This window comes from Ferviditalea candida, assembly GCF_035282765.1.
Classification (GTDB): domain Bacteria; phylum Bacillota; class Bacilli; order Paenibacillales; family KCTC-25726; genus Ferviditalea; species Ferviditalea candida.
In genome coordinates this window covers 1-16,568 of sequence record NZ_JAYJLD010000009.1, presented here as the reverse complement: position 1 = coordinate 16,568, position 16,568 = coordinate 1, and the positions used below count along the sequence as shown (strand labels likewise).

Genomic DNA, 16,568 nt, shown 5'->3' with positions numbered 1-16,568 from the left:
TTCCATCAATCCAAATAATCGTAGCCCGGCATGGTCAGGAACTCGGTAAATTCGTCGTCCTGCACCAGCCTAAGGAACAATTCGGCCGCCTGAGCGTACTTTCCGTTCTCAAAAGCCTCATCCCCCGCAGCAGCACGAATTTTGCGCAACTCCTCTTGGACGATGCCGTTTACCATTTCCAGCGTGATCTTGCGGTCATCCTGCAGCACGCCGTACGGGCTGCGGATCCACTGCCATACTTGAGCCCGGGAAATTTCCGCTGTGGCCGCATCCTCCATCAGGTTGAAGATCGGGACCGCCCCATACCCTCTCAACCAGGCTTCCATATATTGAATCGCGACGCTGACGTTCGTGCGCAGTCCTTTTTCGGTGATCGTCCCTTCGGGCACCGCTAGAAGATCCTCCGCCGTTACACGCACATCCTCACGTTTTCTTTCAATCTGATTCGCCTTCGGCATCCACTGATTGAAGGCCGTCATGGCGACCTGCACCAAACCGGGATGAGCCACCCAGGTCCCGTCATGGCCTTCCTGAGCTTCTCTTTGCTTGTCTGCAAGCACCCTCCTCATCGCTTCCTCATTGGCTGCGGGATCGCTCTTGATCGGAATCTGCGCGGCCATGCCGCCGATCGCGTGAGCATTTCGCTTATGGCATGTTTTGACCACATATGAGGTATATGCCTTCATGAACGGCACGGTCATCGTGACCTGGGCCCGATCCGGAAGAATGAATTTCGGGTTGTTTCTGAACTTCTTGATATAGCTGAAAATATAATCCCACCGGCCGCAGTTCAACCCGCAGCTGTGCTCGCGCAATTCATACAAAATCTCATCGGCCTCAAAGGCCGCCAGAATCGTCTCGATCAGCACCGTAGCTTTGATCGTTCCCTGAGGTATTCCAAGCTCGCGTTGAGCATAAACGAAAACATCGTTCCACCAGCGCGCTTCCAGGTGGCTTTCCAGTTTTGGCAGGTAGAAGTAGGGTCCCGAGCCTTTGTCCATCAACGGCTCGGCGTTGTGGAACATAAACATTCCGAAATCGAACAAGCTCGCCGGCACAGGCTCGCCGCCGATCAATACGTGCTTTTCCGGCAAATGCAAGCCTCTGGGCCTTACAAGCAGCGTGGCTGTCTGTTCGTGCAGCCGGTAGATCCTGCCCTGCTCGCTCACATACTCAAGGCTTCCGTTGATCGCATAGTGCAGATTCAACTGGCCTTCAATCGTGTTCTTCCAGTTCGGCGAATTGGCGTCTTCAAAATCCGCCATATAAACTCTGGCTCCGGAGTTCAAGGCATTGATGACCATTTTGGCGTCACCGGCGGGTCCCGTAATTTCCACCCTTCTGTCCTGAAGATCATCGGGAATCGGGGCAATCGTCCAGCCGCCTTCCCGAATCCATCTCGTTTCTTCCAGAAAATCGGGCAGCATGCCTTGATCAAAGCGTTTCTGCCTTTGCTCGCGCATCTCCATCAATTCGCGGAGACGTCCGGAAAATTCACGGTGGAGCTTCCATACAAAAAGCAGAGCTTCCGGGGTCAAGATTTCGGCGTAGCGTTTCGATTCGCTGCCCTGGATCCGCAAATCTTCAAGCTCTGTTTTCATCGACATTGACGATTCCTCCCCTCCTCAATAATTAGCCGCCGTTTCCAAATAACCGCTTCCGTTGCATCTGTAGCAGGTGGTGCTTCCTTCACCGGAACAGTCATGGCAAACTTCACCGTTCCGATCCTTTCCGCGTCCGCTGCATTTCGGGCAATCCAGCTCTCCGTTTCCTTGGCAATCATGACAATCCATATCCTTCATCCTCCTTCTGTTATATTACAGTTTTGTTATACTACAGATATATTTTATGTTTTTTATTATATAACAGCATTTTTTGTTTTGTCACTATAGTTCATGGATTTTTAACAAAATTTATTTTTATATGTCTTCGGAATTACAAAAAAATATTTAATCATCTGATATATAACAGTTTTATCATCATAAATTAATAGAGTGTATAAGAAAAGAATTTGCCCTTCAAAATGATCGGAAACTTATAAATTCTGGCGTGGCAATAATAGGGGCTGTCCCCCAAGTTATCAGCTTGAGGGCCAGCCCCTGAGATATGAAAAAAATCATTTTTCCGGTTTCATGCCGGTCAATGCTTGGAACAAGAAGCGATCATATCGCTGGTCACTGGGCTTTCCGGATATTAAGGTGCCGATGATCGCTCCGGCAAAGCCCAATGGGATCGAAATGATGCCCGGATTTTCAAGAGGGAACAGCGCTTTCACCCGAATCCAGCCGTCTACAGGATCCATCACATTCGGACTCAGCAGGACCAGAATGATCGATGAGGCCAAGCCTGTCAGGATGCCGGCGATCGCTCCGGCGGGATTGAATTTTTTCCAAAACAGGATCAGCACAATCATCGGCAGATTCGCCGAAGCTGCAACGGCAAACGCCAAGGCCACAAGAAACGCCACATTCAGCTTCTGGGCGCCGATTGCCAGTACGATTGAGATCAATCCAACGCCTATCGAGGACAGCTTGGCCGCATACATCTGCTCTTTCTCCGAAGCGGTTCCCCGGCGAAAAATACTGCTGTAAAAATCATGGGCAAAAGCGGAGGATGCCGACAGCACTAGTCCGGATACGACCGCCAGAATCGTGGCGAAAGCCACCGCTGAAATAAACGCCATCAGGAATTCTCCCCCCAGAGCGTTGGCAAGCAGCGGAGCCGCCAAATTTCCTGCATAACCCGCTTCCTCCAACTGCCGCCAACCGACAAACGAAGCGGCGCCGAAGCCGAGAAAGATCGTCATGATATAATAAATTCCGATGACGCCGGTCGCCGTCACTACGGAAAAACGCGCGGTTTTTGTTTCTCTGACCGTGAATAGCCGAACCAGGATGTGCGGAAGTCCCGCCGTCCCCAGAATCAACGCCAAATTGAACGATAACGTATCGATCGGATTGTCGTACTGATTTCCCGGCTGCAGAAATTTATCCCCTAAAGGGGTTGCCGTCGCTACAGAACTAAACATGTTCTGCAAGCTCCAGCCGAACCGGGAAAAGATGATCAGGCTCATGATCAGCGTTCCGGCCAACAGCAAAATCGATTTGATAATTTGCACCCATGAGGTGGCGATCATCCCCCCGAAAACGACGTAGGTGGTCATCAGTATGCCCACAATCAGGATCGCGGAAGAGTTGTCAATGTTCAACAGCAGATGAATCAGCGCCCCTGCCCCCACCAGTTGGGCAATCATGTAAATGACGGAAATCGAGAGTGTATTTAAAGCGATGACCCCCCTCAACTTCCTGGACCGAAACCGCACATGAACCGCGTCCGCGACCGTATATTTGCCGAGATTGTGCAGCGGTTCGGCAACAATCAGCAGAAGCACGAGATATGAGACGAAAAATCCGATGGAATAAAAAAAACCGTCATAGCCGTACAAAGCGATGGAGCCGGTAATGCCCAGAAAGGAAGCTGCGCTCATATAATCACCGGCGATGGCAAACCCGTTCTGAATTCCGTTCAATTCATGACCGGCCGCATAAAAGTCGTTGGGATTGGTCATCCGCTGCGAAGCATAGTAAGTAATCACCAGCGTTCCGATAACGATGGAGACGAAAAATACAAATCCGGTCGGATTCATGTATTCACCTTCTCCCCGCCGCTGATCGAATCTTCGTACTCCCGCAGCCGTTCCATGCGGATTTTTTCCACCAAAGTGTCATAACGATGGGCTTTCCAAATATAAAGCACAACGATCAAGCCCGTCATGACGAATTGGGCAAAGGCGAGCATCCATGCAAGTGAAATCCCCCGCCAGATGATAACGTTTACAATTTCGGGATAAAATGAAGTCAGAACCGGCAAAGTAAAATAAAATGAAAGAAAAAATAGGGTTGCTGGGATGATGAAGCTTTTTTTCCGCTTCAGCAATACTTGGATCAGCACATCTGAACGCAATCTTTCCGCGCCGGGCAATTTCAATTCAATCCCGTCCTTTCCTGATGATCGGCTAACGCGAGAAGCTTAACTTTCCAACAGATCCAGCAGATCTTTCACCGAAGAACGCGAAACGGGAATTTGCGTCCGCTGATGATCTTTTAAAATCACATTATACGCTCCGTTAAACCATGGAACCAGTTCCAGAATCATGTTCAAATTGACCAGATAGCTGCGGTGGGGGCGGAAGAAGGGATATTCATGCAACCGTTCCTCCAACTGCTGAAGCGTCATTTTGGTGGAATACTTTTGATCCGTCGTATGAATATGAACACTGCGTTCATCTCGTTCGGCGTACAGGATGGCGGCAGGGTCTATCAAAATTTTGCGGCTTCCGTCGTCAATCACCAATTTGGTGAACCTGCCCGGCGTTCCCTGCATCCGGCCGTTCGATGCCTTCGGGGACAAGGCTTCGTCGGTTTTTGCTTTCGGCAGCATCCGGCTGCGGATGCGGTTGATCGTCTCCTTCAACCGGTGATGATCGTAAGGCTTCAGCAAATAATCCAGCGCATTCAGTCCGAACGCTTCCACCGCATAATCCTCGTGTGCTGTCGTAAAAACGATCATTGGCGGATTTTTGCGCGAGGATAACATGCGGGCCGCCTGAAGCCCGGATATTTCAGGCATCTGGATGTCGACAAAAATGACATCCGGTTCAAATTGCTCTATATACTGCAGCAGTTCCCGGCCGTTGTTCGCCTGCGGCAGGATTTCGATTCCGTCTTCCTGCTCCAGCAAATACACCAGTTCTTCTCTGGCCAAGCGCTCATCTTCCGCAACCATCACTCGAATGCTCATCTTATCCCGTCCTTTCTTGCACATGGATTGGAATGGAAAACGTAATCCGGCTGCCGCCTTCGGTTTTGTTCCGGATCTGAAGCCTTGATTGCACACCCAGCAGGCTGATTAATCGATGGTTCACGTTATGCACCCCGATGCCGTTTCCCTCGCTGCTGCTGATCGGCACTTCTCCCAGCAAAGGAAGAATATGCCCGGGGATTCCCGAACCGTTGTCTTCGATGCTCACCTGTACGCGGTCTGCCTTTTTGCGGATCTGGACGGCAATCTTTCCATTGGCGGACTTCTCCTTCAGGCCGTGATTGATGCAATTTTCCACAAGCGGCTGAAGCGTGGCCGTCGGAATGAGGACGTCAGCCAACTCCTCGTCGACTTCGCAAACAATGGAGATTTGGTCGGCAAACCGAATACGGATGATTTCAAGATAGCTGTTCAAATGATTCATTTCCTGCGCTATGGGAATCAGCCGTGAGGACGTGATCTTCAGATTCTGCCGCATGAAATTGCCCAAATGAACGGTCACATGGCGGGCCAGCTGGGGATCCGTCCGGATCAGAGTGACAATCGAATTCAGCGTATTGAACAAAAAATGCGGATTGATCTGGGCCTGCAGCACGCGAAGCTCTGTATCCTTCATGAGTCTGGAGATTTTTTCGCTCATAGCCAGACTCAATTGACTGGAGATGAGCTTTCCCAAACCTTTGGCCAGCACAATTTCCACCGAACGTATCTGCTGAGGACGTTTGTAATAAATGTTGATCAGCCCGGCAACATGGCCGGCCTGGCTGATCGGCACGATAATGCTCGCGCCGAGAGGGCATTTTTTGTGTGCGCATTGAATTTGGCTCCTGCGGTATGCGATTTGGATGCTCCCTGTCGCGATCGCCTTATACAACAGCTCGGTTTGCAATTTTTCTCCCGGATGATGATGGGATCTGCCGATGCCGACATGCGACAAAATATGATCCGTGTCCGCTACCGCCACTGCAGCCGCTTTCAATTCACGCATCAATAATTCCGCAGTTGCGTTTGCGGTATCCGCCGTCAGCCCCTGCTTCAGATGAGGGATCGTCAAATCCGCAATTTTTAATGCGCGTTGGGTTTCAAAAGCCGCTGCCCTTTCTTCCTCCTTCAAGGCAACCCGAAACATCGTCGTAAAGATGGCGATTGAGATGCTGTTGGTAATGACCATCGGAATGCCGATTATATTGACGATCGGTATGCTTACCTCGGGAGAGGAAGAGAAAATCAAAATAAAACCCATTAACAGGATCGGAGCGAACATTCCGATGAATAAAGCTTTTGTAGCGGATATCACACGCTCCTGCGAAAAGAATCTTCCGATCCAGCCGGCGAACAAACCGGTAACCGGGGCGGCGAGGGCGTTCGCCAGCGCGGCGAATCCGCCCAGCGTATAAAGATGGAAGCCGGTAATGATGCCCGAGCTGAGACCGACCACCGGACCGCCGAACAATCCTCCGATGACGACGCCGACCAGTCCGGAATGGGCGATCGTATCATTGCCGTTCAGGGTAAAAAGCCAAAAGGAAGGATTCGGAACACCGTCGTGAATCACCACTCCCGCATAGGTACCGGCTATTCCGAACAGGCCGAATAGGACGGAGAAATACACGGAAGTGCTGATGTTGACTTCCCGATCGAGCAGCTGTCTGAATAAAGGAAAGCGGGTCAACATAAAGGTCATGATCAGCAGCGTTCCCATTCGTTGAAACATAATCAACGTCAGATCTTCCACGGCAATCCCCTTTTTCGCAAATGAAGATTCATGATCAATTTATAATGAAATGTCAGGACTCGTCAATGCCATTTCATTGGATAATTATTTCGCCGCCTGTTCGAACCGGATCAGATCTTCCCTGGAACCAAATACGATTAGTGTGTCAAATTCCCTGAAGATGTAGTCCGCTTTGGGACTCGTATGCAATTTTCTGTCCGTCTTCACGGCCACGATGTTGATCCCGAATTTTTCCCGGACATCAACCTGACGGATGCTTTGATTCACCAAATCCGACGAAGCGGAAATTACAATCTCCTCTACGCTGAATTCCTGTTGGCGCGACTGAAGAATCGTATCGATATATTCCACACTGGCCGGCTTCAATAAGGACATGGCCATTCGTTTCCCGCCGATGCTGGAGGGATTGATAACTTTGTCCGCGCCCGCTCGGATCAGAATCTCTTCGGCTTCGGGACGCTCCGCCCTGGCCGCGATTTGAATGCCGGGCCGGATTCCCTTGGCTGTCAAGGCGATGAACACATTGTCCGCATCCCCCGGAAGGCAAGCCGCCAATCCCGCAGCGTGCTCAATACCCGCCCTTACCAATATGCCGTCTCCCGTCGCATCTCCTTCAATATACAGCAAGGATGACATATGAGCATCCGGATGTTCCCATATTCGATCAATCACGACGATCGGCACTTTTTCAGCTTGAAGCTGGGCAGCGACCTGCTGTCCGACCCTTCCGTAACCGCATATGATGTAATGATCACGCAATTGACTGATCTTCCTGTCCATCCTCTTTCTCCCCACCGATTTGGAAAAATGCCCTTCTACAAGGCCTGCGGTTATTGTTCCTATGGCATAGGTGACGATGCCGATGCCGACGGGAATGATCGCCAGCGCGAAAATTTTGCCCGCTAAGGTTTTTGGAAAGGTATCTCCGTAGCCAACCGTCAGCACAGTTATCACGGTCAGCCACAGCGAATCGAAAAGACTCAGCTTTTCCAGCAGAACAAAACCTGCGGTGCCGATGATGATGACGATGATCATAAGCGTCAACGCGATGGACAACTGTCTCAATATCCGCATAGCAAACCTCCGTAATGATTCCAGAACTAAATTCCCGAACCACATATAGAATACCATAATTGGCATACAAATTTCTCGGAGGAACGCGAATAATGTTGAAAAAGCAAAAAAAGGCCGCGAAATACGGCCTTCAATTCGTTAAGACTTGCTTCTGGTCATCAGATCGACCGCTTCTTGGATAAAATCTCTGGAATCGTCCTCCGACGCTTCAAGAACACATTGTTCAAGGTTCAGCGCAACGGCATAAGCTATCGCTTTATCTACCGCGCTTCGCACAGCCGTCATTTGACTGACGACATCCTTGCAGCTCTTTTCCGCTTCCATCATCTTCAGGATGCCGCGAATTTGGCCTTCCACCCTTCGCAACCGGTCCATGATTTGTTTGTCGTATTTCATCCTAATCTGTCCTTCGCCCAAATTCGGTCGATATTTTTATAATGACGGCTTCATGCTGTCATCCGTTTACAGTTCAAAGGTCAGGTGGCGTGATGTACCGCGCAGCGGTTCGGTCCGATTTCCAGCTCGGCTGCTCTCGCCATATCCACGAAAATCTCGCCGCGGTTGATGGATACAATTTCTTCAAAGTTCGGCGGTTTCAAAGTGGAGGCCGCCGAAGCCACAGTTTCGGTGAACTTCGCACGGTCCGTCGTTCTCATAATTTCATTTGCGTCGCGAATTTCACCCAAAGTTGCTCCAACGATTCCGTTATCGTTAATTTCACTGATATCCCCGAAATGCGCAGGCAATACAAATACGTCATCCGGCATATCGCTGACTTTTTTGAATACCGTATCGTACAAGTCCTCTGCCCATTCTTTGGCTTTGCCGCCCAAGTCCGGTCTGCCCAGACCGCCGACAAAAATCGTATCCCCTGACATCAGGTACTTCCGATTGACGAAGAAGGAAGTGGATCCCGGCGTATGTCCAGGTGTCGGAACCGGAATAACTTCAACCTCTACGCTGCCGAATTTGACGGAATCATGTTTTTCCAACGGCTCGTACTTCAGATTGGTGCCTTGAACTTCACTGGAAGAAATGTAGTATGTCGCGCCCGTTTCCGAGGCCAGCTTAGAACCTCCGGAAATATGGTCGGCATGGCAGTGAGAATCCATAATATGAGCGACTTTGGCGTTCTTTTCGGCAGCCAATTTCGTATAGACATCCGTTTTAATGCTGGGATCGATCACCAAGGCCGTACCTTCGGAAACAATCATGTAAGACAAGCAGCCTTTGGCCAGACGGTTAATTTGAATGACTTCCATCTTGTCATCTTTCGTGACGGTTGTCGGATAGTAAAATTGGCTCCATGACTCCATCCCGCCTTCAAGATAAACGGCACGGTAGCCTTTGCCCAGCAGCATGTTCGTTACTTCCTGGGCAGTTTTTCCTTTCGCGCAAACAACGATGATGTCCTGATCCTTCGGAAGAGGATCAAAAGTACGTTCATCGCCCTTCAGGAAGGTTGAGTTCGTGATGTTGACGGAGGTTAAGTTTTTGTGATTGATTTTCCACTCAGAGTATGCCTGGGCGCCCCTGACATCAAGCACAAAAACCTTTTCACCGGAATTCATTCTTCTGTGTAGCTCTTCAACGGAAATTGATGGTAGCTGTGTCACCAGAATCCCTCCGAAATCAGATTTTGATTACAGAAATGTTATGATTTTATAGATCTGAATAATAAAAAGCTGCTGAACTTAACGTCCAGTTGCAACTTCGCCTCTCCAACGGGACATTCCGCCGATCAGGTTTGTTACGTCGTACCCTCTTTCGGAAAGGAACTCGCATGCCAAAGAGCTGCGGTTGCCACCCGCACATACCATGATATACTCCTTGTTTTTGTCAAGTTCATCCAAACGCTGCAACAGCTGTCCTAATGGAATGTGTTTAGCTTGAGGAATATGTCCGGAAATCCACTCAACATCCTCGCGCACATCAATAATGTTTACCTCTTCATTGTTTTTAATTCTTTCCTCTACTTCTGCACCAGTTGCTTGTTTTGTTGCTTGATATGCCATTTGTTTTCTCCTCCTGAAATGTGGTATTTTAATTTTTTATTCTAATTAAGCATTTTGTAAATGAGGCTTGATCATGCTGAGCAATTGATTCTTCGGCTGCAGTCCGACCGTGACATTAACGGTTTTGCCGCCTTTGAAAAATTTCATGGTTGGAATTCCCATAATTTGATGCTTCGCAGCTGTTACCGGATTCTCGTCAACATTCAACTTGGCGATTAGAATCTGGTCGTTCAGCTCTTTGTCGATTTCTTCCAAGATCGGGGCAATCAGGCGGCAGGGTGCGCACCACTCGGCCCAGAAATCAACAACAACCAGTTTATCGGACTGCAGAACCTTCTCATCGAAGTTGCTGTCATTTACCTGAATAATGGCCATTCTCTACTCAACTCCTTCTTCTATACATATACCCCCATAGGTATGTTATTAATATAATATGGTAATTATTCTTTTGTCAACCCCCGCGCAATAAAAATAAAATACCCCATTCCGATCGGACGGAAATAGGATTCCCGCGATCCGGCAAGGGTATTCACGAATCATAGCCGCAGCTTTCAAAACGGTGTTACTCGCCCGTTTCCATCCGGTTATTTACTTTTCACCAACAGCTCGACAGCCTCTTTAACCAAATTTTTCGTGTCTTTTCCATCACTTTGAGCCTCAATGACGCATTGCTCCAGATTCAACGCTACGACATGCGCAATCGCTTTATCCACCGCACTTCGCACCGCGCTCATTTGGCTGACTACGTCTTTGCAATGTTTGTCTTCCTCCATCATCCGCAGAACGCCCCGAATTTGCCCTTCCACCCGTTTCAGGCGATTTTTGATCTCATCGTTATACAGCACATGCATCCTCCCCTTCGATTATACCTATACAGGTATTAATGATTGCGCTTATACACTCTGAAAAAATATGTATAAGGATTATTGTCATCGGTAATCCCCGGCTTTTCGGAAACCAGCGTCCACTGAGTTTCATCAAAATCCGGAAAAAACGTGTCCCCTTCAAATTCGTGATCGATCCAAGTGATATACAATTTGGAGGTGTGCGAAAAAAACAATCGGATCATTTCCGCACCGCCAATCACAAATGCCTCCCGTTCGCCAATCAGCCGCAACGATTCGTCAATGGAATGGACGACCTGGCAGCCTTCCGCCTGATAACCGGAATCACGCGTCATGACGATATTGTTTCGGCCCGGAAGCGGTCTGCCGATCGATTGATGTGTTTTTCTTCCCATGATGACGGGATGCCCCATCGTTACTTTTTTGAAGTAGGCCAATTCTGCAGGAAGTCTCCAGGGAAGCTTGTTGTCCTTGCCGATCACCCGGTTGCGATCCATGGCCACGATGATGGATATTGACACGTTATCACCTCGCAGGCAATAGAAGTTATACCGCTACCGGGGCCTTGATATGAGGATGCGCTTGATAATCGGCGATTTCAAAATCCTCATAGCGGTAATCGAACAGACTGTCCGGGTTTCGCTTGATGATTAATCTGGGAAGCGGATACGGCTCGCGGGACAGTTGCTGGCGTACCTGTTCGAGATGGTTCGAATAAATATGAACGTCTCCGCCTGTCCATATAAATTCCCCGGGCTCAAGCCCGCATTGCTGTGCGACCATGTGCGTGAGCAGCGAATAGCTGGCTATGTTGAAAGGCAGCCCCAAGAACGTGTCGACGCTTCTCATGCTCAGCATGCAGGACAGCTTGCCGTCCGCCACGTAAAATTGAAAAGCATAATGGCAGGGGGGCAGCTTCATTTGACCGATATCTGCCGGATTCCAGGCCGATACAAGGTGCCTGCGGGAATCGGGGTTGTTTTTGATCTGCTCGACGACCTGTACGATCTGGTCGATTTCCCTACCGTCGGGGGCCTCCCATGACCGCCACTGTTTGCCGTAAACCGGGCCGAGTTCCCCGTTCTCATCCGCCCATTCGTCCCAAATGGTGACATTGTTTTCCTGCAAATACCTGATATTCGTATCCCCGCTCAAAAACCAGAGCAGTTCGTGAACAATCGATCGAATATGCAGTTTTTTGGTTGTCAGCAGAGGAAAGCCTTCCGATAAGTCAAATCGCATTTGTCTGCCGAATACGGAAAGCGTCCCCGTACCGGTCCGGTCGTTTTTTTGAACGCCGTGATCCAGAATATCCTGAAGCAGATCCAGATATTGCCTCATGCCTTCACCTCATTATCAAGTACATATGCGCATGTAAATACTATCATACGTATCATTATATCAGGTTAGTTCCAATGATTGAAGAGATTGCCGCATAAATTCCAACAACCGAGGGAAATCCCCGATCTGCCGTTCGTCAATTTTTCGGCCGAAATCGATTGTGATCCGGTTTCGGTAGCATTGCTCTTTTTCGGACGGATAATCAAAAGACAGCGATTGTAAAATAACGGGGCGGTCTCCCCAAGCGGCTGTCAGCATTTCGTTGATCCGCCTGCAGTCTGCCGAAATGTCCCTGACGATGGTTTCAAAAAAAAGCGTCAGCCGACAGCCCGCGGAAAAGCTGGCTCTGTCCTGTTCCAAAATCTCTGCCGCAAGGTCCTCCATGTCAGCATGAAGCTGCAAAAAGGCCAGGGCTTGTCCTTTCGATTCCCCGTTTCCCTTCGTTTCCCGAAACCCTATCCGATAAGTTCTGGACATCGTAGCAAGATCAATGAGGTCGGACCTTTCAACAATGTTTATTTCACCGGATAAATCCAGATCATAAACGGCGCCTTCCATCACCACTTTTAAATTCTCATAAATCGTAGGATCAAACATGCGCACCAGCCCTTTCTGAAACGGTAATCGAGCAGTCTGCCGTGGAAACGCTGAATATTGCTTCGAATTGCATATTTAACAAAAAAATCGGGGATGCTTCATCCCCGATTCCCCATATCATATCAGTTCAGAACTGCGGAAATGTGCTCAACCGTAATCGACCAATGGGTGGCATTCCAAACCGAATCCTTCTGATCAACCAGAATGATTTGCGGGGATGCGTGTCTGACTGCCAAGTCTTCCGCAATTTGATTGGATACCGGACGCGATTCGATCACCTTCACCAGCACGTAATCCGCATCCTCTCTCGGCTGCCCCTGAAGGTATTCCTGAAACTCCTGAAACGCGTTTGCGCTGACCGGACAAGTCGTACTGTGCTTAAATACAATGACGGGGTGCTCCGTCGATCCTTGCAAAGTTTGCCGCCACTCTTCAATCGTCTTAATCTCTCTCCAAGACTTCATTTTCGGTTTCTCCTTTTCAATATTTGTCGTTCAGTGCACTTCATTGGCTCCCATTTTCGCCGTCTCTCAATAAACGCTCGAGATTTTCAAGCATTGTTCGGGTTGCGTTTTCGTCATATTGTCCTCGCTGTTTGAATCTGACCAATGTATCCCGAATATTGCTGCCGATTTCTGCGTTCTTTTGATACTCCTGTTCTTCCACAGGATCAAACCAGACATAAGAACCCTCCGGTCCGTTCCTCAAAAAAAGACGGTTCCATACCCCGGAATCCTCATAGGGCCGATCGCCAAAAAGCATTTCGAGAACATCGTCGCTGCTCAAAGGAAGAAAGTGATGATAAGTTTCACGATGTCCTCCAGCCTGCACATTTATGTGAACATAAGAATAATGCAAATAATGTTCCCCCGTCAACCGGTCTTTCATGATTTCATAAAATTCCATGCTGTCTTCCCGGAGCGTTTTCACCGATTCCAGCCTTTCCTCCAGGACTTCCTGGGAAACCAGTTTCATATTTGCCAAGGATTCCGACAATGATTTCGCCCCTCCTTCCACCTACAACGGCTGAAGCGCGTAGCCTCCCTTAGCATAATAAAATTCGCCGACTAAAGCAAATTCCCCATGCTTATCCACCAGCATTCGGTATTCGACAGGAGAGAGGCTTCTTTTCAGAAGCTTGGTCAGATGCCTGCCGCATAAATGCAGTTCCACTTCATCCGCATAATACCTGGCCGGACTGCCGCAAAGCTCGCATTCAATGCCTGAATGTTTGCTCTTATAGGTTAACAGCGAAGGCTCTTCCTGCAAACCCTGCGTGACATACTCCATCTGATGCACTGGACATAAGAGCAGCATCCGTTCACCGTCATCCAAGAGGGCTAAAAACTCTATATTCTGCACACCGCAAGATTTTACCGAGCATTTCATATTCATTCTCAACACCCCATTTTTAATAGAGTTATATAATTACCATTGTATCGGTCGATTTTTAAAATGGGTGTCAAAATATGCACGAAAAACGCAAAGAAAAAACGACAAGAACCCGGGCTACAAGCTGCCGGGGTTCTTGACCATTTCTTTGTCATACGGAGGCAATGCTGAATACGATAAAGCAGATGCTGCTCCCGAACAGCAGTTACACAAACCAAATGGCACGCAAAACAATGGCAAGAAGAATGAACAGAACCAATATGAATGCGGGTGACAGGGTCGGGACGGGATACGCGACCGGCATTGCAGGGGCCGGTTGGTATTTAATGTTTACAGGCTCCGTATACATGGGATTTACCGCAACCGCATTGGCATATGGCAGATTGATCGGTTTGCTGATATATCCGTGGTCCATTACAGCACCTCCCTTTGTGTAGATACATCATCAGTCTATGGGAGATTACCTAAGAACAACACGGCACAAACCCAGAAGAAAAAAAATGGTTGTTTATACGGGGACTCACCAAAATCAAGCAGGGGACGCTGGAGATCTCCCATTTGACAATCAGCATTTTTTCGGCAAGCGCGCAGGTGCCGCAAAAAGGTGTAAAGAAATAAATTCCGAATGTCTGTACATCGTTCAGTTTGGACAGCAGTTGTTTCCTCCGATATTTCATTCATCATTTATCATCCCTAGCCTTTGCTTTCTGAGGGAACTCCATTTTTGTCCTGCCCATCAACAGGATCATCACTGCCGCGATCACAACAAAAACAATCGTCCATGAATAAATGTAAGCGATCGAGTCGGCAAGCGCGCCGGTTAAGCGTTGCAATATGGCTGCGGGAATATGCGATCTCACCTGCGGCAGAAGCAGCGCATGACCGTCCCCGAGTTGACCGGCTAACGGGGAATTTGCCGCAATAGCTTGAAGCTTGTTCTGAAAGTAATCCACCTGAAGGGCACCCAGTACCGTAACCCCGACGGCCGACCCGATCGTCCGGAAAAAGGCGATCAGCGAAGTGACGATGCCCCTTTCCGCAAAACCCACATAGTGCAGAGAGGACATCGAAATAACGGGAAAAGACGATCCAATGCCAAGACCGGTTAAAATCATGTAGATCGTAACCATCCAACGCGGGGTATTGATTTCCATGGTGCTCAGCAATAAGCTCGAAACGAGCAGGATCGCTACGGAGACAAGCATGATGTTGCGGTAAGCCGTTTTGCCGATGAATCTTCCGCCAATCATGCTGCTGGCTACCACGCCCAGCATCATGGGAGTCAGCACCTGTCCGGAATTGGTGGCGGTTCCTCCGTATACGCCTTGAACAAACAAAGGGATATAGGTGGCGCTTGAAATCAGAATTGCCCCGTAGAAGAAGCTGACGATCTGACTCGCGGAAAACATGCGGATTTTAAACAGATAAAGTGGAATAATCGGGCTTTTGGCACGTATTTCCGCAAACAAAAACACCAGCAGCAGGACGGCAAAACCGGCAAATAATCCGACGATCCGCCAGGATGTCCAGTCGTATTCCTTGCCGCCGAGCTCAATTCCGAACATCAGGCACAGCACCGCACCGGCAAATATAATCGTACCGAGCCAATCGATGCTTTGTTTTTTGTGCTCGCGCGATTCATGATAGAAAGCCAGCAGCATCAGAAGGGATAAAATTCCCATCGGCAGATTGATGTAGAAAATCCAGCGCCAGTTGATATGATCCGTAAAATAGGCTCCGGCGATCGGACCAAAAACGCTGGAAATGCCGAACACCGCTCCGAACAGCCCCTGCATCTTCCCTCGTTTCTCCGGCGGGAAGATGTCAAAAATGATCGTAAAGGTGATCGGCATCAGCGCGCCCCCGCCGATTCCCTGGATGGCCCGGTAAATGATCAATTGCGTCATGCTCTGCGAAGTGCCGCACAGAGCAGACCCGATCATGAAAACGGAAATCCCCGTAATAAAGAACAACTTTCTTCCATACATATCGGACAGTTTGCCGAACAGCGGCATGGACACCACACTCGCAATCATATATGCGGAAAACACCCAAACGAATTTGTCCATGCCCCCGAATTCGGACAAGATGGTCGGCATCGCCGTTGACACGATCGTCTGATCGAGCGATGCGAGCAAAAGCCCCATCATGAGGGAAACGACCGTCCACCGAATATTGGTTTTTTGATGATTCATCTCTACTCCTTCTTCCCTTATTTATCTGATTAAGCATACTGAATTGATCATGCATCCAGTTCATGGACGCCTAGAAGAATTCGGCTCTTGACCGCTCAACTTTTGTCCAGATTCTAAATCATACTTCCAGAGGTCGCCAGCTTCTTGCCATTGAGATAGCTGACGTTGACAGAACCCAAATCTTTGGCAGAATATTGCGCTCCATTACGGATAATTTCACAGTGAATATTTCGGCCAATACCTTTGATTAAAGCCGTTTTGCATTTTCCCATACGTATAAGATTTGTTTCTTTAAAGGTCCCCTTGATGTCGCCCTGTTGAATCAATCCGGTTATGGCGCCAGAATGCGGATGAGTTGATTTCCTCATTGCCGGATGTAAGATATGGATTCGATTTTATGCATTTTTTCAAAACACACTAGGCGTTTGCTGAATAGTATACATGAGCGGAATTATAAGTCCAGCGGTAATATGTCAAGACCCTGAATCAAGAAAGTTGGAAATTTATTTAGACGAGAACGCATTGAGTCAGGGAAAAAGACAATACTGAATAA

21 protein-coding genes are annotated in these 16,568 nt (G+C 48.8%); 1 reads left to right on the top strand and 20 read right to left on the bottom strand.

The window, feature by feature from the left end:
- Positions 1-5: 5 nt before the first annotated feature.
- From aceB to VF724_RS07945, 18 genes are all read right to left on the bottom strand, one after another.
- Positions 6-1,601: a malate synthase A gene (gene aceB, locus VF724_RS08030; protein ID WP_371753848.1), complete on the bottom strand. Its 1,596-nt coding sequence runs from the start codon at positions 1,599-1,601 to the stop codon at positions 6-8.
- 24 nt (positions 1,602-1,625) lie between these two features.
- Positions 1,626-1,793, bottom strand: a complete 168-nt coding sequence (locus tag VF724_RS08025) for a hypothetical protein (protein WP_371753717.1) — start codon at positions 1,791-1,793, stop codon at positions 1,626-1,628.
- Positions 1,794-2,116: 323 nt separating this feature from the next.
- Positions 2,117-3,646: a solute symporter family protein gene (locus VF724_RS08020; protein ID WP_371753716.1), complete on the bottom strand. Its 1,530-nt coding sequence runs from the start codon at positions 3,644-3,646 to the stop codon at positions 2,117-2,119.
- A complete protein-coding gene (locus VF724_RS08015) occupies positions 3,643-3,987 on the bottom strand; it encodes a DUF485 domain-containing protein (RefSeq protein ID WP_371753715.1) in 345 nt (114 codons plus the stop codon). Before VF724_RS08015 ends, VF724_RS08020 begins: the two co-directional genes overlap by 4 nt.
- Before the next feature lie 42 nt (positions 3,988-4,029).
- Positions 4,030-4,800 carry a LytR/AlgR family response regulator transcription factor gene (locus VF724_RS08010; RefSeq protein ID WP_371753714.1) on the bottom strand — a complete coding sequence of 257 codons (771 nt, stop codon included), beginning with the start codon at positions 4,798-4,800 and terminating at the stop codon, positions 4,030-4,032.
- A gap of 1 nt (position 4,801) precedes the next feature.
- Positions 4,802-6,556: a LytS/YhcK type 5TM receptor domain-containing protein gene (locus VF724_RS08005; protein WP_371753713.1), complete on the bottom strand. Its 1,755-nt coding sequence runs from the start codon at positions 6,554-6,556 to the stop codon at positions 4,802-4,804.
- An 84-nt stretch (positions 6,557-6,640) separates the two neighbouring features.
- Entirely contained in the window at positions 6,641-7,630 is a 990-nt protein-coding gene (locus VF724_RS08000; RefSeq protein WP_371753712.1) for a potassium channel family protein, read from the bottom strand.
- Between the two features lie 138 nt (positions 7,631-7,768).
- Positions 7,769-8,026, bottom strand: coding sequence for a metal-sensitive transcriptional regulator (locus VF724_RS07995; RefSeq protein ID WP_371753711.1), 258 nt, complete (start codon positions 8,024-8,026; stop codon positions 7,769-7,771).
- A gap of 80 nt (positions 8,027-8,106) precedes the next feature.
- Positions 8,107-9,246, bottom strand: a complete 1,140-nt coding sequence (locus VF724_RS07990; RefSeq protein ID WP_371753710.1) for an MBL fold metallo-hydrolase — start codon at positions 9,244-9,246, stop codon at positions 8,107-8,109.
- Between the two features lie 78 nt (positions 9,247-9,324).
- A complete protein-coding gene (locus VF724_RS07985) occupies positions 9,325-9,645 on the bottom strand; it encodes a rhodanese-like domain-containing protein (protein WP_371753709.1) in 321 nt (106 codons plus the stop codon).
- Positions 9,646-9,690: 45 nt separating this feature from the next.
- On the bottom strand, positions 9,691-10,020 hold the full coding sequence (trxA, locus tag VF724_RS07980; RefSeq protein WP_371753708.1) for a thioredoxin: 330 nt from the start codon (positions 10,018-10,020) through the stop codon (positions 9,691-9,693).
- A 209-nt stretch (positions 10,021-10,229) separates the two neighbouring features.
- Positions 10,230-10,496: a metal-sensitive transcriptional regulator gene (locus VF724_RS07975; RefSeq protein ID WP_371753707.1), complete on the bottom strand. Its 267-nt coding sequence runs from the start codon at positions 10,494-10,496 to the stop codon at positions 10,230-10,232.
- Between the two features lie 29 nt (positions 10,497-10,525).
- A complete protein-coding gene (locus VF724_RS07970) occupies positions 10,526-11,011 on the bottom strand; it encodes a dihydrofolate reductase (RefSeq protein WP_371753706.1) in 486 nt (161 codons plus the stop codon).
- Positions 11,012-11,036: 25 nt separating this feature from the next.
- A complete protein-coding gene (thyA, locus tag VF724_RS07965; protein WP_371753705.1) occupies positions 11,037-11,831 on the bottom strand; it encodes a thymidylate synthase in 795 nt (264 codons plus the stop codon).
- A 60-nt stretch (positions 11,832-11,891) separates the two neighbouring features.
- Positions 11,892-12,428 (bottom strand): hypothetical protein, encoded by a 537-nt coding sequence (locus tag VF724_RS07960; protein WP_371753704.1) that lies wholly within the window; start codon positions 12,426-12,428, stop codon positions 11,892-11,894.
- A 122-nt stretch (positions 12,429-12,550) separates the two neighbouring features.
- Complete coding sequence (ytxJ, locus tag VF724_RS07955; protein WP_371753703.1) at positions 12,551-12,892, bottom strand: bacillithiol system redox-active protein YtxJ; 342 nt, start codon at positions 12,890-12,892, stop codon at positions 12,551-12,553.
- A 40-nt stretch (positions 12,893-12,932) separates the two neighbouring features.
- Complete coding sequence (locus VF724_RS07950) at positions 12,933-13,424, bottom strand: hypothetical protein (RefSeq protein ID WP_371753702.1); 492 nt, start codon at positions 13,422-13,424, stop codon at positions 12,933-12,935.
- Positions 13,425-13,445: 21 nt separating this feature from the next.
- Entirely contained in the window at positions 13,446-13,823 is a 378-nt protein-coding gene (locus VF724_RS07945) for a hypothetical protein (RefSeq protein ID WP_371753701.1), read from the bottom strand.
- 161 nt (positions 13,824-13,984) lie between these two features.
- On the opposite strand from VF724_RS07945, the gene VF724_RS07940 reads away from it, so the two are divergent.
- Positions 13,985-14,257 carry a hypothetical protein gene (locus VF724_RS07940; protein WP_371753700.1) on the top strand — a complete coding sequence of 91 codons (273 nt, stop codon included), beginning with the start codon at positions 13,985-13,987 and terminating at the stop codon, positions 14,255-14,257.
- A 243-nt stretch (positions 14,258-14,500) separates the two neighbouring features.
- Here the strand turns inward: VF724_RS07940 and VF724_RS07935 are convergent, their stop codons facing one another.
- Entirely contained in the window at positions 14,501-16,015 is a 1,515-nt protein-coding gene (locus VF724_RS07935; protein ID WP_371753699.1) for an MDR family MFS transporter, read from the bottom strand.
- Positions 16,016-16,128: 113 nt separating this feature from the next.
- Positions 16,129-16,341, bottom strand: coding sequence for an FHA domain-containing protein (locus VF724_RS07930; protein ID WP_371753698.1), 213 nt, complete (start codon positions 16,339-16,341; stop codon positions 16,129-16,131).
- Between the last annotated feature and the right edge of the window lie 227 nt (positions 16,342-16,568).